General features: G+C 71.7%; 18 protein-coding genes. 10 read left to right on the top strand and 8 right to left on the bottom strand.

What is annotated here, in order from left to right; translation table 11 throughout:
* Nucleotides 1-216 precede the first annotated feature (216 nt).
* Together AB0I82_RS17500 and AB0I82_RS17495 are read left to right on the top strand one after the other, a co-directional pair.
* Nucleotides 217-630 carry a YciI family protein gene (locus tag AB0I82_RS17500; protein WP_363258121.1) on the top strand — a complete coding sequence of 138 codons (414 nt, stop codon included), beginning with the start codon at nucleotides 217-219 and terminating at the stop codon, nucleotides 628-630.
* 14 nt (nucleotides 631-644) lie between these two features.
* Entirely contained in the window at nucleotides 645-1,886 is a 1,242-nt protein-coding gene (locus AB0I82_RS17495; RefSeq protein WP_363258120.1) for a sigma-70 family RNA polymerase sigma factor, read from the top strand.
* A gap of 29 nt (nucleotides 1,887-1,915) precedes the next feature.
* Here AB0I82_RS17495 and AB0I82_RS17490 read toward each other — a convergent pair whose 3' ends face one another.
* Nucleotides 1,916-2,332 (bottom strand): hypothetical protein, encoded by a 417-nt coding sequence (locus AB0I82_RS17490; protein ID WP_363258119.1) that lies wholly within the window; start codon nucleotides 2,330-2,332, stop codon nucleotides 1,916-1,918.
* A 287-nt stretch (nucleotides 2,333-2,619) separates the two neighbouring features.
* Between AB0I82_RS17490 and AB0I82_RS17485 the strand changes: the two genes are divergently transcribed.
* Complete coding sequence (locus AB0I82_RS17485; RefSeq protein ID WP_363258118.1) at nucleotides 2,620-3,354, top strand: GAF and ANTAR domain-containing protein; 735 nt, start codon at nucleotides 2,620-2,622, stop codon at nucleotides 3,352-3,354.
* Nucleotides 3,354-4,082, top strand: coding sequence for a GAF and ANTAR domain-containing protein (locus tag AB0I82_RS17480; protein ID WP_363258404.1), 729 nt, complete (start codon nucleotides 3,354-3,356; stop codon nucleotides 4,080-4,082). Before AB0I82_RS17485 ends, AB0I82_RS17480 begins: the two co-directional genes overlap by 1 nt.
* Nucleotides 4,083-4,098: 16 nt before the next feature.
* Here the strand turns inward: AB0I82_RS17480 and AB0I82_RS17475 are convergent, their stop codons facing one another.
* Nucleotides 4,099-4,842: a GAF and ANTAR domain-containing protein gene (locus tag AB0I82_RS17475; RefSeq protein WP_363258117.1), complete on the bottom strand. Its 744-nt coding sequence runs from the start codon at nucleotides 4,840-4,842 to the stop codon at nucleotides 4,099-4,101.
* 215 nt (nucleotides 4,843-5,057) lie between these two features.
* Entirely contained in the window at nucleotides 5,058-5,453 is a 396-nt protein-coding gene (sodN, locus tag AB0I82_RS17470; RefSeq protein WP_363258116.1) for a superoxide dismutase, Ni, read from the bottom strand.
* Nucleotides 5,454-5,594: 141 nt separating this feature from the next.
* On the opposite strand from sodN, the gene sodX reads away from it, so the two are divergent.
* Nucleotides 5,595-6,041 (top strand): nickel-type superoxide dismutase maturation protease, encoded by a 447-nt coding sequence (gene sodX / locus AB0I82_RS17465; protein ID WP_363258115.1) that lies wholly within the window; start codon nucleotides 5,595-5,597, stop codon nucleotides 6,039-6,041.
* Here the strand turns inward: sodX and AB0I82_RS17460 are convergent.
* Nucleotides 6,038-6,625: a CGNR zinc finger domain-containing protein gene (locus AB0I82_RS17460; protein WP_363258114.1), complete on the bottom strand. Its 588-nt coding sequence runs from the start codon at nucleotides 6,623-6,625 to the stop codon at nucleotides 6,038-6,040. The two genes, sodX and AB0I82_RS17460, sit on opposite strands and share 4 nt — an antisense overlap.
* Before the next feature lie 91 nt (nucleotides 6,626-6,716).
* Between AB0I82_RS17460 and AB0I82_RS17455 the strand changes: the two genes are divergently transcribed.
* The gene (locus AB0I82_RS17455; RefSeq protein WP_363258113.1) at nucleotides 6,717-7,478 is read left to right on the top strand and encodes a class I SAM-dependent methyltransferase; all 762 of its coding nucleotides are present in this window, start codon (nucleotides 6,717-6,719) and stop codon (nucleotides 7,476-7,478) included.
* Nucleotides 7,479-7,576: 98 nt separating this feature from the next.
* Here the strand turns inward: AB0I82_RS17455 and AB0I82_RS17450 are convergent, their stop codons facing one another.
* Genes AB0I82_RS17450 through AB0I82_RS17440 form a run of 3 tightly spaced genes read right to left on the bottom strand, consistent with a single transcriptional unit; the run spans nucleotide 7,577 to nucleotide 10,330 of the window.
* The gene (locus AB0I82_RS17450) at nucleotides 7,577-8,329 is read right to left on the bottom strand and encodes an amino acid ABC transporter ATP-binding protein (protein WP_363258403.1); all 753 of its coding nucleotides are present in this window, start codon (nucleotides 8,327-8,329) and stop codon (nucleotides 7,577-7,579) included.
* 32 nt (nucleotides 8,330-8,361) lie between these two features.
* Nucleotides 8,362-9,306 (bottom strand): amino acid ABC transporter permease, encoded by a 945-nt coding sequence (locus AB0I82_RS17445; RefSeq protein ID WP_363258112.1) that lies wholly within the window; start codon nucleotides 9,304-9,306, stop codon nucleotides 8,362-8,364.
* Between the two features lie 55 nt (nucleotides 9,307-9,361).
* A complete protein-coding gene (locus tag AB0I82_RS17440) occupies nucleotides 9,362-10,330 on the bottom strand; it encodes an ABC transporter substrate-binding protein (RefSeq protein ID WP_363258111.1) in 969 nt (322 codons plus the stop codon).
* Nucleotides 10,331-10,876: 546 nt separating this feature from the next.
* Between AB0I82_RS17440 and AB0I82_RS17435 the strand changes: the two genes are divergently transcribed.
* The 4 genes from AB0I82_RS17435 (at nucleotide 10,877) to AB0I82_RS17420 (ending at nucleotide 15,350) form a co-directional block, all read left to right on the top strand.
* Nucleotides 10,877-12,079, top strand: coding sequence for an NADP-dependent malic enzyme (locus AB0I82_RS17435; protein WP_363258110.1), 1,203 nt, complete (start codon nucleotides 10,877-10,879; stop codon nucleotides 12,077-12,079).
* A gap of 245 nt (nucleotides 12,080-12,324) precedes the next feature.
* Nucleotides 12,325-13,287 (top strand): zinc-binding dehydrogenase, encoded by a 963-nt coding sequence (locus tag AB0I82_RS17430; protein ID WP_363258109.1) that lies wholly within the window; start codon nucleotides 12,325-12,327, stop codon nucleotides 13,285-13,287.
* Nucleotides 13,288-13,304: 17 nt separating this feature from the next.
* The gene (locus AB0I82_RS17425) at nucleotides 13,305-13,922 is read left to right on the top strand and encodes a HutD family protein (protein WP_363258108.1); all 618 of its coding nucleotides are present in this window, start codon (nucleotides 13,305-13,307) and stop codon (nucleotides 13,920-13,922) included.
* A gap of 108 nt (nucleotides 13,923-14,030) precedes the next feature.
* Nucleotides 14,031-15,350, top strand: coding sequence for an extracellular solute-binding protein (locus AB0I82_RS17420; protein ID WP_363258107.1), 1,320 nt, complete (start codon nucleotides 14,031-14,033; stop codon nucleotides 15,348-15,350).
* A 13-nt stretch (nucleotides 15,351-15,363) separates the two neighbouring features.
* Here AB0I82_RS17420 and AB0I82_RS17415 read toward each other — a convergent pair whose 3' ends face one another.
* Nucleotides 15,364-16,242 (bottom strand): hypothetical protein, encoded by an 879-nt coding sequence (locus AB0I82_RS17415; RefSeq protein ID WP_363258106.1) that lies wholly within the window; start codon nucleotides 16,240-16,242, stop codon nucleotides 15,364-15,366.
* Nucleotides 16,243-16,370 lie beyond the last annotated feature (128 nt).

Below are 16,370 nucleotides of genomic sequence, written 5' to 3'. Positions count from 1 at the left end.
GCCTCGGGATGCGGAACGGCCCGGTGCGCTTGTCCCGTGTGCCGTGCGGGGTGCGGCCGCGGCGAGGAGAATCCGTAGCGGAGGCGCGTGGGCGGCCGGGCAGCCGGAATTCTGCCAAGATTTTTCTCCGCTCCTGTCGAGGACCGGCCGCCGGGTCCGACGTCTCCGGTGAGAGGCGCCCGGCCGGACGCCGACAGCTCCCGAGGAGTGAGCGACATGAAGTACATGCTGATGATCCAGGCGAGCCAGGCCGACTACGACGCCATGAACGGCAAGGATTCCGGCAGGACGCCGTGGACCGAGGGCGACCTCAAGGCGATGTTCCAGTTCATGGAGAGCCTCAACAACGACCTCGCGGAGAACGGCGAGATGATCGACGGGCAGGGGCTGAGCGAGCCCGCGCAGGCCCGCGTCGTGACCCCCGGCAAGGACGGCGTACCGGTCGTCGCCGACGGCCCGTACAGCGAGACCAAGGAAGTGGTCTGCGGCTACTGGCTCCTGGAGTGCGCGTCCCTGGACCGCGCCACCGAGATCGCCAAGCGCGTTCTGCAGTGCCCGGTCCCCGAGGGCGCCGAGAACGGCCCCGTCACCATCCGGCCCATCCCCGACAACCCGCCCTGCGAGGTCTGAGGCGGCCGGAGGCCGTGGGCGCACCGGAACGGACCGAGGACCTGCTGCGCGCGCTCGCGCCGCAGGTCCTCGGCGCGCTCGTGCGGCGGTACGGGCACTTCGACCTCGCCGAGGACGCCGTACAGGAAGCACTGCTGGCCGCCGCGGTCCAGTGGCCGGAGGCCGGCCGCCCGGACAACCCGCGCGGCTGGCTGATCAGGGTCGGGGCGCGCCGGCTCACGGACCTGCTGCGCGCCGAGGAGGCGCGGCGGCGGCGCGAGGAGACGGCGTACGCGCTGACGCCGCGCGACGAGTTTCACGCCCCGGCGCCCGGCGAGAGCCGCGCCCCCAGCGAGGACGACACCCTCACGCTGCTCTTCCTGTGCTGCCACCCCGCGCTGCCCCCGGCCGCGCAGACCGCGCTGACGCTGCGCGCGGTCGGCGGCCTGACCACGGCCGAGATCGCCCGTGCGTACCTGGTGCCGGAGGCCACGATGGCGCAGCGGATCAGCCGCGCCAAGCAGCGGATCAGGGCGGCCGGCGGGCACTTCAGGGCGCCGGCCCCGGAGGAGCGCGTCGCGCGGCTCGGCGCGGTACTGCAGATCCTGTACCTGATCTTCAACGAGGGGTACACCGCGACCTCCGGCCCCCGGCTGCAGCGCGTCGAGCTGGCCCGTGAGGCGATCCGGCTGACGCGGTCGCTGCGCGCGCTGCTCCCGGAGGACGGCGAGGTGGCCGGGCTGCTGGCCCTGATGCTGCTCACCGACGCCCGCCGCGCGGCGCGCACGGCGCCCGACGGGTCGCTCGTCCCGCTCGCCGAACAGGACCGCGGCGCCTGGGACCGGGAGGCGATCGCCGAGGGCGTGGCTTTGGTCAGCGGCGCGCTCCGCCGCACGCCCCTCGGCCCGTACCAGCTCCAGGCCGCGATCGCCGCGGTGCACGACGAGGCGGCGCGCGCCGAGGACACCGACTGGCGCGAGATCCTCGGCCTGTACCGCCTGCTGGCCCGGATCGCGCCGAGCCCGGTGGTCACCCTCAACGAGGCGGTCGCGCTCGCCATGGTCAGCGGCCCCCGGGCCGGGCTGGACCTGCTCGCCACCGTCGCCGGCGACCCGCACCTCGCGCACCACCACCGCCTCGAAGCGGTCCGTGCGCACCTGCTGGAGCAGGCCGGGGAGCGCGCCGAGGCCCGCGCGGCGTACGGACGCGCCGCCGAACGGGCACTCAGCGTCCCGGAGAAGCGCTATCTGCAGACCCGGGCGGCGCGGCTGCGGTGAGGAGCCGCCCGGCGCGCTCCGGGATTCGGTCAGAGGCGGCGGATCCGGGCGGAAATACCATGACCGACAAGCAGGTAAATCACGGCAGGCAGTCCATAATTGAGGACCACGCGAAGTCCTTCCGTGTCCATGGTGAAAATGTCCTGCGACCACCAGGCGAGCCCGTCCGCGAAGCTCTCCACGAAATCGACGAAGACATTCGCCTGGTTGGCGCCCAGCAGGTAAAGCAGAATCCACAGGACGAGGAACGCGGCGGCAATGTCGGCGATCGTGTGGATGATCAACGCGGTGCGTGCGGTGCCGGCGCCGTCGCGCGGGCGGCGGTAACGTTCCTGGCTCCGGCCGCCGTACTCCGGCTGCCCCTGGTCGTACGGCGCGGCCGGACCGGGTCCGTACGGGGCGTGCCCGCCGTCGTAAGGGCCCTGCGGGGCGTACGGGCCGTCCATCGGTGCGGAGTTGTGGGGGTTGCTCACGGGATTTTCCCATCCGGCGCGGAAAACGCCTCGACGAAGATGAATTCGATCACGGCCGGTGGTACGCCGGGGCGTTTCCGTCCGCATTTCTGCCGGCGCTTTCCGCACCCGCATTCCTCTCAGCGCCGAAAAGGCCCCGCGGCGTTACGGCGCGGGTTGCCTCCGGCGGCGGGCGCACAGCGGATAAGCTGGTCGAATCGCCCGCTGGGGCATGGTCGGGAGCGTCGGTGCGGCGGGTACGGGAGAGCGGGTGACGGCCGGTGGGCACGAGTGCGGGGATGGCGGCCGTGCTGCAGACCCTGCATCCGGTCACCGGCGGCCATGGGCTGATCGGCAGCGACCCCGAGAGCTGCGCCCGGGTGCTGGGCGTGGACGGCGTCGCGCTGTCCCTGCTGGCCGGCGGCCGGGCCGCCGAGCTGGTGTGGGCGTCGGAAGGCAACAGCCACCGGCTGGAGGACCTGCAGTTCACGCTGGGCGAGGGCCCGGGCGTCGACGCGGTGGGGCACGGCGCGCTGGTGATCGAGCCGGACCTGAGCCGGCTGCCCGCCGGGCGCTGGCCCCTGCTGCTGCCGGAGCTGACGGCGCTCGGCATCGGCGCGGTGTTCTGCTTCCCGCTGCTGGTCGGCCGCGTCTGCATGGGCGTACTGACCCTCCAGCGGCGGGCGAGCGGGCCGCTGACCGACGCCGGCATGGACGACGCGCTGATCCTGACCGGCGCGCTGACCGCCGTGCTCCTGGACGGCGGGGCCGTGAGCGACGCGCTCATGGCCGTGGAGCGCCCGTCCGACCTCTATCGTGCGGCCGTCCACCAGGCGACCGGCATGATCAGCGTGCAGGCAGGGACACCGCTGCCGCAGGCGCTGCTCCGGCTGCGCGCGTACGCCTACCGGCACGGCCGACCCATCCTGGAGGTTGCCGAGGACGTAGTCGCCAGACGCCTGGACTTTCGTAATGATGGACCCGAGCCGGACCCGTCTGGCCGGAAGAGGGGATGATGGCGGTGGCTCCGCAGGAAAGGGTGCTGCAGGCGTTCGGCGAAGCGGTCGGCACGCTGATCGACGACTTCGACCTGATCGACGCGCTGCACCGGCTGTGCGCCCGGGGTGCCGAGCTCCTCGACGTGACCGCGGTCGGCATCATGCTCGCCGATCCGCACGGTGATCTGCAGGTGCTCGCGGCCTCCGACGAACGCACCGGGCTGCTGGAGCTGTTCGCCGTACAGAGCGAGCAGGGCCCGTGCGCCGAGAGCTACCGCACCGGCGAGCCCCTGGTGAACGCCGAGCTCGCCGCGCCCGCCGGCGCCGCCCGCTTCCCGGAGCTCGCCGAGCGGGCCCGCGCGGCCGGCTACGCCACCGCCCACGCGCTGCCGCTGCGGCTGCGGCAGCGGAGCATCGGCGCGATAGGCATGTTCCACACGGGGCCGCACACGCTGGATCCCGACGGTGTACGGCTGGCCCGGACGCTCGCCGACGTGGCGACCATCGCCGTCCTCCAGCAGCACACCATCGAGCAGGGCAACGTCGAACGGGCTCAGGTGCAGGCCGCGCTCGTCACCCGTACCGTCATCGAGCAGGCCAAGGGCGTACTCGCGGAGCACTGGACGACCGGCGTCGACGAGGCGTCCGACGCGCTGCGCGGCTATGCGCGGCGGCACGGCGAGCGGCTGGCCGATGTCGCGCGCGGGATCACGGACGGCACGCTCGATCCCGAGGCACTCCGCTAGCGGCTTTCCTCACGTGTCATGAGGAGTCGTACGGGCCGGGGCCGCCATCGGCGGACCCGCCCCCGCGCCGCCCGCCGCGCAGCCGGGTCAACGTCTCCTCCGCGACCTCGGGCAGCGGCCTCCCGGTCACGAACGCGTCGGCGCGCAGCCGGGCGAGCGCCTCCGCCACCGGTACGCCCGTCTCCTGGGAGAGCATCCCGGCCGCGCGGTGCGTGCGGCCCCAGTGCGCGTCCATCATCGGCGTCGGATTCCACGGCAGCGCGGACGGCGCCGTCAGCAGCGCCACCGTCGCGGCGCGCGCGGCCCGCGCACCCTCCCGTACGGTCTCCTCGTCCGGCTCCCACGCCTCGTGCCGCACCAGGTTGATGGAGCCCACGGGGTGCTCCTCGCTCCCGTCGGTCATCGGGAAGGCGTACACCGAGCCGACCTGCTGGAGTTTCTCGCGGGCCGCGGCGCCGAAGATCGGCCACTCCGTCAGCCGGCCGTGCAGATCGGCGACGATCACCACCCGCCCGGTCGCCGCCGCCGTGACGCACGGCCCCTCGCCCACCTCGAACTGGATCTCCTCCAGGCGCATCGCCGCATCGCCGCTCGCGTGCAGGAGCTGGCGGTCGGGCGTATCGGTGAGCAGCGAGAGCGTCGCCCCGTCCACCGGCAGGGCCGTGCACATCGCCTCGCACAACCGCTCGGGCAGCCTGCGCGCGTCCCCCTCGGCGGCAGCGGCCAGCACCAACTCCGCCGCGGCGGACGAATCCGTCATACGATCACTTGCCCCGGTTGGTTGTCCCCGGCCGGTGGTCCCTTCCGTAAAGGCGCTGCTCCCACGGGTAACCCCCTGGTCCCGGAGGCAAACCACCTGTCGGGTGGGGGCGGTGCCAAAAAGCGGGTGGGGGCGGTGCCAAAAAGACCGCACCCGGTCCGCCATGGCCGCCGGGTGCGGCGGCTGCGGACCGGGTGCGGTCGGGTGGGCCCGGGTCAGGCCTTCTTGGTCTCCCAGAAGATCTTGTCGATCTGGGCGATGTAGTCCAGGGCCTTCTGGCCGGTGGCGGGGTCGTTCGAACCCTTGGCGGCCGAGAGGGCCTTGAGGGTGTCGTTGACCAGCTGGTGCAGCTCCGGGTACTTCTCGAAGTGCGGGGGCTTGAAGTAGTCGCTCCACAGCACCGAGACGTGGTGCTTGGCCAGCTCCGCGCGCTGCTCCTTGATGGCGACGGCGCGCGTGCGGAAGTCGGCGTCCTCGTTGGCCTGGTACTTCTCCTGGACGGCCTTGACCGACTCGGCCTCGATGCGGGCCTGGGCCGGGTCGTAGACACCGCAGGGCAGGTCGCAGTGGGCGCTGACCTTCACCTTGGGGGCGAACAGGCGGGAAAGCATGTTCAGTCCTTCCTCGTGATCGTCTTCTCAGGTGCGAGATTACTCGGTACGGGAAGGCTTTTCTCGGGTGGGCCGGGGGTCTTAGGGCAAAAGTCCGGTGGGAAGCTGGGGCCGGTGGAGGATTGGACCAGGAGGTGCCGGATGCCGGAGCAGGTGCATGAGCGCTGGCCCGATCAGGGGCAGGAGCAGGGCCGGGGAGGCCGGGGACCGCTCCGGACGATCGGTCTCGCCGAGGTGTACAACCCCTCGATGGTGCCGACTCTGCGGCCCGGGGACCAGTTGGTGGTCCGGTACGGCGCGGTGGTGCGACCCGGCGATGTGATCGTCCTGAAACATCCCTTCCGGCAGGATCTGCTCATCGTGAAGCGGGCGGTGGAGCGGCGCGCGGGCGGCTGGTGGGTCCAGGGGGACAATCCGTTCGTGGAGAACGACAGCCGGGAGTTCGGCACGGTGCCGGATGAGCTGGTGGTCGCGCGGGCCTGGCTGCGGGTGCGGCCGCCGCGGGGGGTGCGGCGGTCGGTCGCGGGGGTGCTGTCCTGGGCGGTGTCGGCGGTTCGGCCGGTGCGGCCGCGGGGCGGGCGCCGCTAGGCGTCCTCGGCGCGGCCGCCGGCGGACTCCTGGCGCTTGCGGGCGCGGTACGCCGCGACGTTGGCGCGGGTGGCGCAGCGGTCGGAGCAGTAGCGGCGGGAGCGGTTGGTGGACGTGTCCAGGTAGACGTTGCGGCACGGGGCCGCCTGGCAGCTGCCGAGGCGGTCCACGCCCAGCTCGGTGAGGTGGACGGCCAGGCCCATGCAGGCGGTGGCCGTGTAGCCGGCGGTGGCGTTGGCGGCGTGGTCCGCGATGTGCAGGTGCCAGTCGGGGCGGCCGTCGGCGTCCCGCGTCTCGTGTCCGGAGATCTGCGGGCTGACCGGGAATTCGATGAGCAGGGCGTTGAGGAGGTCGACGGCCAGTACCTCGTCGCCGGCGGCGGCCGCCTCGAAGATCGCGCGCAGCCGGGTCCGTACCGCGCGCAGCCGGGTCACATCGGCTTCCGTGGCCCGCCGGGCGGTGTGCTGGGCGGGCCCGAAGAGGGCGCGTACGGCCTCGACCGAGGTCAGGGTGTCGGTGCCGCGCTCCGGCTGCTCGCTGTTGACCAGCCGCACGGCATAGTCCGAGTAATAGGCCAGTTCCACTTGTAGTCCTTACCGGGCGCGGGTTAGTCTGCGTACCTAGCCCGTAATGGGCGTTGTCTGTCCGAGGGTATTACAGGCGGGAGGGGTTCCGGTGACCGAGGCCGTGGCACAGGCGGACTGGCAGGCGTGGCAGGAGAGTTGGGACCGGCAGCAGGAGTGGTATCTGCCGGACCGCGAGGAGCGGTTCCGGGTGATGCTGGACATGGTCGAGGCGGTGACGGGCCCCGAGCCGCGCGTCCTGGACCTCGCGTGCGGCACCGGCAGTATTACCGACCGGCTGCTGAAGCGGCTGCCCGGTGCGCTCAGTACGGGCGTCGACCTGGACCCGGCGCTGCTGGCCATCGCGGAGGGGTACTTCGCGGACGAGCGGCGGGTGGAGTTCGTAAGGGCCGACCTGAAGGACCCGGAGTGGACGGCGAAGCTGCCGTACGGGACGTACGACGCGGTACTGACCGCCACCGCGCTGCACTGGCTGCACAGGGACGACCTGCAGGTGCTGTACGGGCAGCTCGCCGGGCTGGTCCGGGAGGGCGGTGTCTTCCTGAACGCCGACCACATGCCCGACCCGGCGACGCCCCGGCTGAACGCCGCCGACCGGGCGCAGCGGCACGCCCGCATGGACGCGGCCAAGGCGGCCGGCGCGGTGGACTGGAAGGCATGGTGGGACCTCGCCGCCGCCGACCCGGTACTGGCCGGACCGACCGCCGAGCGGTTCGAGATCTACGGCGAGCACGCGGAGGGCGACACCCCCTCGGCGGAGTGGCACGCGCAGACCCTCCGTGACGCCGGCTTCGCCGAGGCCCGCACGGTATGGGCCTCGCCGTCGGACGCGATGGTGCTGGGGCTGAGGTAAGCCCGGATGTACGGCTGAGGTAACCCCGGATGTACGAGGGGGCGGTACCGGCCAGTGGCCCGTACCGCCCCCTCGTACGTATCGCGTGCTCAGAGGACCTAGAGGACCTTCGACAGGAAGGACTTCGTGCGGTCGTGCTGCGGCTTGGTCAGGACGTCGCGCGGGTGGCCGGACTCGACGACCACGCCGTCGTCCATGAAGACCAGCGAGTCGCCGACCTCCCGGGCGAAGCCCATCTCGTGGGTGACGACCACCATGGTCATGCCGTCGGCGGCCAGGTCCTTCATGACGTCCAGGACGTCGCCGACCAGCTCCGGGTCGAGGGCCGAGGTCGGCTCGTCGAAGAGCATCAGCTTCGGCTCCATGGCCAGCGCGCGGGCGATCGCCACGCGCTGCTGCTGGCCGCCGGAGAGCTGGGACGGGTAGTTGCCCGCCTTGTCCTTCAGGCCCACCCGGTCCAGCAGCTTCAGGGCGCGCTCGCGGGCCGACGTCTTGGACTCGCCCTTGACCTGGACGGGCGCCTCCATGACGTTCTCCACCGCGGTCATGTGCGGGAAGAGGTTGAAGCGCTGGAAGACCATGCCGATGTCGCGGCGGCGGGCGGCGACCTCACGGTCACGCAGCTCGTACAGCTTGCCGTTGTGCTCGCGGTAGCCGACCAGCTCGCCGTCGACCGAGAGCCGGCCGGCGTTGATCTTCTCCAGGTGGTTGATGCAGCGCAGGAAGGTCGACTTGCCGGAGCCGGACGGGCCGATCAGGCAGAAGACCTCCTTGGGCGCGACCTCCAGGTCGATGCCCTTGAGGATGTGCGCGGCGCCGAAGGACTTGTGGACGCCCTCGGCCTTCACCATGGGGACGGCCTTCGACGCGGACTTGGCGGCGGTCATGCGGCACCTCCGGCGGGGTGGTTGGAGCCGCCGGACAGCTTGGCCTTGGCCTTCTGCAGCGGGGTGAGCGGGAGCTGGCGGCTGGAGCCGCGGGCGTAGTGGCGCTCCAGGTAGTACTGGCCGACGCTGAGCACGCTGGTGGCGACCAGGTACCAGACGGCGGCGAGGATCAGCATCTCGACGACGACGCCGGAGTCGCGGCCGACGTTCTGCGCGGACTGCAGCAGGTCGTAGTACTGGACTGCGATCACCAGCGAGGAGGTCTTGAGCATGTTGATGACCTCGTTGCCGGTCGGCGGCACGATGACGCGCATCGCCTGCGGCACGACGATCCGGCGCAGGGTCTTGCCGTGGCTCATGCCGAGCGCGTGCGCGGCCTCGGTCTGGCCCTCGTCGACGGCGGTCAGGCCGGCGCGGCAGATCTCCGCCATGTACGCGGCCTCGTTCAGGCCGAGGCCCAGGAGCGCGCACAGGAACGGGGTCATGAAGTCCGACCACTCGTCCTTGTAGATCGGCATGACGTCGATGTACTGGAAGACGAGGCCCAGGTTGAACCAGAGGAAGAGCTGGACGTAGACCGGGGTGCCGCGGAAGAACCAGATGTAGAACCACGCGACGGTCGAGGTCACCGGGTTCTTGGACTGGCGCATCACCGCGAGGATCACGCCGAGCACCACGCCGATCACCATGGACAGCACGGTGATCAGGAGGGTGTTGCGCAGACCGCGCAGGATGTCGGAGTTGAAGAGGTAGTCGGGGATCGCGTCCCAGTTGACGTTACCGGTCGCGAACGCCCGGACGAGGAGCGCGAGCACGGCTATGACCAGCAGAGCGGCGATCCAGCGGCCGTAGTGGCGTACGGGCACGGCCTTGATCGGCTCGGGCAGCGGCGGGGGAGCGTCCTGCGGCGGCCTGGCCGCCTTGTCGACGTCGACAGACACGGGTGTTGCCTTTCGGGGTTCGGCGGAGTTCGGCGGGCGGGAAGGGGCGGCAGACTCAGGAGCCGCCGTTGATCTTCACTTCCTTGACCCCCGCGTCCTTGACCTGCCACTTCTTGAGGATCTTGGCGTAATCCCCGTTCTTGATCGTGGCTTCGAGCGCGGCCTTGAGGGCGTCGCGCAGCTGCTCCTGGCCCTTGGGGACGGCGATGCCGTACGGGGCCGCCTCGACCTGGTCGCCGACGACCTCGAAGTCCTTGCCGCCGCCGGAGGTCTTCACGGCGTACGCGGCGACCGGGTAGTCGCTGGAGACCGCGTCCACGCCACCGGTGCGCAGCCGGGTCTGGGCCTCGGAGTCGTTGTCGAACGCCTCGATGGAGATCGTCTCCTCGCCGCCCTTCTTGCACTTCTTCGCCTCGTCCTTGGCGTAGTCGTGCGAGACGGTGCCGCGCTGTACGGCGATGGACTTGCCGCACAGGTCGGCCCAGTCCGAGACGGTGTCGCTCTTGCCCTTCTGGACGTAGAGCGAGACGCCGGCGTTGAAGTAGTCGATGAAGTCGACGCCCTCGCCGATCTTCTTGCCGGTGGTGGAGTCGATGCCCTCCTGGCGCTCCTTGGTGTCCGTCATCGCCGACATCGCGATGTCGTACCGCTTGGACTTCAGGCCGCCCATGAGGGTGTCGAAGGTGGCGTTGTTGAAGTTGAGCTTGATGCCCAGCTGCTTGCTCATGGCGGCGGCGAGGTCGGGGTCGATGCCGACGATCGCGCCGTTCTTCCGGAATTCCACCGGCTTGTACGTGGCGTCCGAGCCGACCTGGAGGAAGCCCTTGTCCTGGACGGCCTTGGGGAGCTTCTTGAAGAGCGGGGCGTGCACGTTGCGGGTCTTCGCGGCCTCGCGCTTGGCGATGGCGGCGTCCGTCTGGTCGCCGCAGCCGCTGAGCAGGAGGGCGGCCACGACCGCTGTCGCTGCGCCGGCGGCCGTACGTGACCTGCCGGAGGCCGGGCGACGGCGGGTACTTGCGGTCATGCGTTTCCTCCTGCTGCGGAACGGATGGAGCTGCCGGCCGACTGGGGACGGGGTGGGGGAGTCGGCCGGGCGGGGCCGGGCACACACCATCGGGCATCGCGACCTCGTTCGGTCACGGAATCTTGCCATCCGGACTCCGTTATTCGGACTGCTGAAGAGGTCAAAATCGGATAACGGACGTGGCGAAGCTGGTCAGCGGCGGATGAGGGGCCCGCTCGGACCGCTGTGGAGGCGGCATGGACTCGAAGTCTCGGTATGTGGACGGGAGATGATCCATCCGTCCGGCTTTTCGGGCGGTTCACGCTTATTGTCGGAATTGCGAACGCGAGGGTAACCAATCTGACTCGTCGGGGCACACACCTGTCGGGTAGAAAGGGTCGTTACACCCCTCATCCGGGGCTCAGGGCGCGTGTGCGGCGCGCCCGGCGTCCGTACCTCCCCCCGCGCGGCGGCCATCCGCGGCGCAGGGACCGGACGCGGTGCCCGCCCGCTCTGCAACCAGGGAGCGGTCACCCTCAACTGATTTACGACAAAGGGGTCAGAACAGTGGCAGCGGAGATCGTCAATCCTCGCAGCGACAGCAATACGGACGAAGAGCCCTTCGATCCGGCCTTCGCTCTCCACCGCGGCGGCAAGATGGCCGTCCAGGCGACGGTGCCGGTGCGCGACCGGGACGACCTGTCCCTCGCGTACACGCCCGGTGTCGCCAAGGTGTGCAGCGCCATCGCCGAGCAGCCCGAGCTCGTCCACGACTACACCTGGAAGTCCCAGGTCGTCGCCGTGGTCACGGACGGCACCGCGGTGCTGGGCCTGGGCGACATCGGCCCGGAGGCGTCCCTCCCGGTGATGGAGGGCAAGGCCATCCTCTTCAAGCAGTTCGGCGGGGTCGACGCGGTGCCGATCGCGCTCGGCACCACGGACACCGACGAGATCGTCGACACGGTCGTGCGGCTCGCGCCCTCCTTCGGAGGCGTGAACCTGGAGGACATCTCCGCGCCGCGCTGCTTCGAGATCGAGCGCCGGCTTCAGGAGAAGCTGGACATCCCGATCTTCCACGACGACCAGCACGGCACCGCCGTGGTCACGCTGGCCGCGCTGCGCAACGCAGCCAAGCTCACCGACCGCGCGCTGGGGCAGCTGCGCGCCGTCATCTCGGGCGCCGGTGCGGCGGGCGTCGCCATCGCCAAGATCCTCATCGAGGCGGGCATCGGCGATGTCGCGGTGTGCGACCGCAAGGGCATCGTCTCCGCCGACCGCGAGGACCTGACGGACGTCAAGCGCGAGCTGGCCGGCTTCACGAACAAGGGCGGCCTCACCGGCTCCCTGGAATCCGCGCTGGAAGGCGCGGACGTGTTCATCGGCGTCTCCGGCGGCACGGTCCCGGAGGAGGCGGTGGCGAAGATGGCGAAGGACTCGCTGATCTTCGCGATGGCCAACCCGAACCCGGAGATCCACCCCGACGTGGCGCACAAGTACGCCGCGGTCGTGGCCACCGGTCGCAGCGACTACCCGAACCAGATCAACAACGTGCTCGCCTTCCCGGGCATCTTCGCGGGCGCGCTTCAGGTGCGGGCGTCGAAGATCACGGAGGGCATGAAGCTGGCCGCGGCCGAAGCGCTTGCCGCTGTGGTGGCCGACGAGCTCAGCGCCGACAAGGTCATCCCGTCGCCGTTCGACGAGCGGGTCGCCCCGGCGGTGACGGCCGCGGTCGCCGCTGCCGCCCGTGCGGAGGGCGTCGCACGGCGCTGACGCCGTCGTCGTACATGGTCCGGGCCCGCTCCCCCTGGGGGGCGGGCCCGGACCTATAAGGGGCGCGGGGAACTGCGCGACCAGCCCCCACGGCGCCGCGGCCGGGAACGAGAGCTCGGGAGCTCCCCACGGTGGCCCGCTGCCGCGACATCGTGGCCGGTCGCGCAGTTCCCCGCGCCCCTACAGGGCGCACGTCACACGGTTGCACGGTTCCGAAGGAACCCCGCGCGGCCTACGTTGGGATCATGTTCGCTGCCTACGCCGCCCGAATCGACCGTGACGATCCGCTCAGTGGCCTGGAGTTGGGCGAGCGCCCGGCTCCCGAGGTCCGGCCCGGCTGGACGACGGTCAACGTCAAGGCCGCCTCCCTCAACCACCACGACCTCTGGTCGCTGCGCGGTGTGGGGCTCGGCGAAGAAGCCCTCCCGATGATCCTCGGCTGCGACGCGGCCGGTATCGACGCGGACGGCAACGAGGTCGTCCTGCACTCCGTGATCGGCCAGACCGGCCACGGCGTCGGCCCCGGGGAGCCGCGCTCCATCCTCACCGAGCGGTACCAGGGCACCTTCGCCGAGCAGGTCGCCGTACCGGCCTGGAACGTGCTCCCCAAGCCGAAGGAGCTCAGCTTCGCGGAGGCCGCCTGCCTGCCGACCGCCTGGCTGACCGCGTACCGGATGCTCTTCACCAACGCGGGCGTACGCCCCGGGGACTCGGTACTGGTCCAGGGCGCGGGCGGCGGCGTGGCCACCGCGGCGATCGTGCTCGGCGCGGCGGCGGGCCTGCGGGTCTTCGCCACCAGCCGGGACGAGGCCAAGCGCAAGCGGGCGCTGGCCCTGGGCGCCGAGGGCGCCTTCGCGACCGGCGAGCGGCTGCCGCAGCGGGTCGACGCGGTGATCGAGACCGTCGGCGCCGCGACCTGGTCGCACTCGATCAAGTCCCTCAAGCCCGGCGGCACGCTCGTGATCTCCGGTGCCACCAGCGGCTTCAACCCCGAGAAGACCGAGCTGAACCGCATCTTCTTCCTGGAGCTGAAGGTCGTCGGCTCGACGATGGGCGACAAGGACGAGCTCGCGAGCCTGCTCAGCTTCTGCGCGGCCAAGGGCATCAAGCCGGTCATCGACTCCGAACTGCCGCTGGACCGGGCCCGCGAGGGCTTCGCCAAGATGGCGGAGGGCGACCTCTTCGGCAAGGTCGTGCTGACCGTCTGATGGACCCGGCACCTCTGATGGACCCCGTACAAGACCCCGTACAGGACCGCGTACAACTGCTGCCGGCCGCCGGACGCGCCGCCGCCCCCTGGAGCAACGGGGGCGGCGTGACCCGGGAGATCGCCGCCGGGCCGCCCGGCGCGGGCTGGGACGCCTTCGACTGGCGGGTCAGCCTGGCGGACGTGGACCGGGACGGCCCGTACTCCCCGCTGCCCGGCGTCCGGCGGATCCTCACCATGGTCGCCGGGGGCGGCATGGAGCTGACCATCGACGGTGAGCGGACCGCCGTCACCGAGCGGTTCCGGCCGCTGTCCTTCCCCGGCGGCGCCGCCACGGACTGCCGGCTCGCCGCGGGCCCCGTCGTGAACTTCAACGTGATGGTGCGCGACGGGCGGTGCGCCGCCGAGGTGGCGATGGCCCGCGGCCGGTACGCGGTGCGCCCGGCGGCCGGTCCGGACGGCGCGGTACTGGTCGCCGCGGTGGCCGGCACGGTGCTGCTGACGCCCGCGGGGAGCACCGAACCGGTGCCGCTCGGCCGGTACGACGCCGCGCTGCTGCCCGCCGGGACCGGTGCCGACCTCGACGCGTGGCCGGACGGCGTGGCCGCCGTCGTCACCTTCACCGCGGGCGGCTGATTTCCGCGCTCCCGTGCTGCCGGTGGGTGATCCTGTGCCCAGGAATGGCGGCGGGTACGGCCGGGGGAACCACCCGCTCGCCGGCGGGACTTCGGCACAGAGGCGGACATGTTCATACGGCGGCGACGCGCGCCCTTTTCTCTTTCCGGTCTGCTTTCCGGAACGGCGGTCACGACCAGGGCGACCGGGCTGGCCGCCGCGCTGGCGCTGACGCTCACCGCGTGCGGCGGTGCGGGCCACGCGGGCGACGCGGACGTCACGCTCGACGTGCTGGTCGCCGACTACGGCAAGCGCACCGCCCGGTCCTCGACCGACTACTGGAAGCGCGTCGTCGACGCCTTCGAGAAGCGGCACCCGGAGATCGCGGTGCACGTGGAGCCGGTGCCGTACAACCGGCTGGACAAGACGGTCGCCGCGCGCGCCGCGGCCGGTGACGCGCCCGACATCGCGCAGACCGGCATCTTTGCGCCGTACGTGGCCAAGGGGCTGCTCTACAGCGCGGACGAGACGCTCTCCATCGGCACCCAGGCCGACTTCGTCCCCGCGCTGGCCAGGGCGGGCGAGATCAGCCACGTGCAGTACGGGCTGCCCTTCAGCTCCAGTACGCCGCGCCTTTTCTACAACAAGAAGCTCTTCGCGCGGGCCGGCATCGAGGGCCCGCCGACGTCGTGGGCCGGGATCGAGCGCGCCACCGCCGCGCTGAAGGACGCCGGAGTGCAGACGCCCTACGCGCTGCAGACCGGGCCCGAGGCGGCCGAGGACGAGACGCTGAGCTGGCTGCTCGGCAACAACGGCGGCTACGTCGGCATGAGCGGCGGCTACACCCTGGACTCCGCCGAGAACACCGCGGCGCTGACCGCGGTGCGCGACGGCCTGGTCGCCCCGGGCCTGACCGGCCCCAACGGCTCCGCCCTCAACCGCACCGAGGCGTACCGCGGCTTCGTCACCGGCAAGGTCGGCATGGTCCTCGCCCACCCGGTGCTGATCCCGATGGCCGACAAGGCTCATATCCGGTACGCCACTGCCCCGTTCCCCCGGCGCACGGGCGGCGCGGCGACGCCCGCCGGGCTCTCGGACTGGCTGGTGGCCTTCAAGCAGCGCGGGCACGCCCGGCAGATCGGCACGTTCCTGGACTTCCTCTACAGCACCGACAACGCGGTGCACTACGCGGGCGGGCAGGGCACCCTGCCGGTGACCGTGCCGGCCGCGCAGAAGATGCGCGCGGACGCCGTGTACCGTCCGCTGTGGCCGTTCGTCGACCAGCTGCCGAAGGTCCAGTTCCAGCCGATGGGCACGCGGAGCTGGCCGCGGGTCCGGGCGGCGCTCCAGGAAAAGATCGCCGGCGCCCTCTCCCGGAACGGCGACCCCGCCGCCGCCCTGGCCCGCCTGCAGGACGAGGCGGACCATCAGGCGGCGACGGTCAGCTGAGAGCCGCTGCCGGTCAGTACGCCACCCGGATCGTGCTGATGCCCAGGGTGGTGCTCTTCGGGAGGTGGCCGGACTCGAAGACGGCGGTCAGCAGCGGGGTGATCAGCTGGGCGAGGCGGTCGGCGCGGGCCCGGCCGAGCGCCCGCCACGGGCCGGCGGCCAGCCGGTCCGTCAGCCGCTCGACCTCCTCCCGGCCCTCGCGGGCGCGGTCGGTGGCGCGGCCGTCGGGCGCGATCCAGCCGCGCGCGGCCAGCCGGTCGCGCGCCTCGTGCCACTCCTGCGGCGTCCAGCCGCGGCTGCGGAAATGCGCCTCCGGCGCCGCGCCCACCGCGGCGAACGAGACCAGCGACTCGCACGGGTCCAGCCCCGAGGTGAGCAGCGCGGCCAGGTGCCCGTCGCCGCGGTGTTCGCGCAGGACGGTCAGCGCCTGCCACAGCTCCAGGTGCGGCTCGGACGGCCAGGGCAGGTCCAGGTTGGCGGCGGCCAGCGGCCGGGCGGCCGGTATCGCGTTCTCCGCGGCCTGGCGGGCCAGCCGGGCCGCCTCCGCGAGCTGTTCCTTCGTCAGCCGGTCGCCGATCAGCCGGCGCAGTGCGCGGTCCATCGCGTGCAGCCGGGCCTCCAGCACCTTGGCGGGCGCGGCAGTCGACCAGATCAGCGGTACGTACTGTTCGACCATCCGCGGGCTGAAGCTGTAGTACGTGGCGGCCACCAGCTCGGGGCCCGCGGCGCCCAACGGGGCGGTACGCCAGGCGAAGTAGCTGGGCCAGCGGGTCCCGACGTCGTACCCGAGCGCCGCCGCCTCCTCGAACGCTTCCGGGGCGAAGTAGAGGATGGCGTGCAGCGGTTCGAGGTGGTGCCACAGTCGGCGGGCAACCGCGGGGTACTCCGACATCGCTTACCTCATGGCCTTCAAGTGACTTATGAATAAGAAGAGTTGATGTCAAGCGTGGGCAAGGCCAGGGGTCGGCGGAACGCCGCGGCCGGTCCTCGTACGGACGGCGGCCCTGCGAAGGGCCGGGT

This window comes from Streptomyces sp. NPDC050315, from assembly GCF_040655775.1.
In the GTDB taxonomy this organism is placed as follows: Bacteria; Actinomycetota; Actinomycetes; order Streptomycetales; family Streptomycetaceae; genus Streptomyces.
This window is presented reverse-complemented; position numbering and strand designations above follow the sequence as displayed.

Coding starts and splice junctions, on each gene's coding strand:
- AB0I82_RS17500 (WP_363258121.1), top strand. CDS start 217: ATGAAGTACATGCTGATGATCCAGGCGAGCCAGGCCGACTACGACGCC.
- sodN (WP_363258116.1), bottom strand. CDS start 5,453: ATGCTTTCCCGCCTGTTCGCCCCCAAGGTGAAGGTCAGCGCCCACTGC.
- AB0I82_RS17490 (WP_363258119.1), bottom strand. CDS start 2,332: ATGGACGGCCCGTACGCCCCGCAGGGCCCTTACGACGGCGGGCACGCC.
- AB0I82_RS17480 (WP_363258404.1), top strand. CDS start 3,354: ATGGCGGTGGCTCCGCAGGAAAGGGTGCTGCAGGCGTTCGGCGAAGCG.
- AB0I82_RS17425 (WP_363258108.1), top strand. CDS start 13,305: ATGGACCCCGTACAAGACCCCGTACAGGACCGCGTACAACTGCTGCCG.
- sodX (WP_363258115.1), top strand. CDS start 5,595: ATGCCGGAGCAGGTGCATGAGCGCTGGCCCGATCAGGGGCAGGAGCAG.
- AB0I82_RS17415 (WP_363258106.1), bottom strand. CDS start 16,242: ATGTCGGAGTACCCCGCGGTTGCCCGCCGACTGTGGCACCACCTCGAA.
- AB0I82_RS17475 (WP_363258117.1), bottom strand. CDS start 4,842: ATGACGGATTCGTCCGCCGCGGCGGAGTTGGTGCTGGCCGCTGCCGCC.
- AB0I82_RS17420 (WP_363258107.1), top strand. CDS start 14,031: ATGTTCATACGGCGGCGACGCGCGCCCTTTTCTCTTTCCGGTCTGCTT.
- AB0I82_RS17450 (WP_363258403.1), bottom strand. CDS start 8,329: ATGGTGAAGGCCGAGGGCGTCCACAAGTCCTTCGGCGCCGCGCACATC.
- AB0I82_RS17440 (WP_363258111.1), bottom strand. CDS start 10,330: ATGACCGCAAGTACCCGCCGTCGCCCGGCCTCCGGCAGGTCACGTACG.
- AB0I82_RS17430 (WP_363258109.1), top strand. CDS start 12,325: ATGTTCGCTGCCTACGCCGCCCGAATCGACCGTGACGATCCGCTCAGT.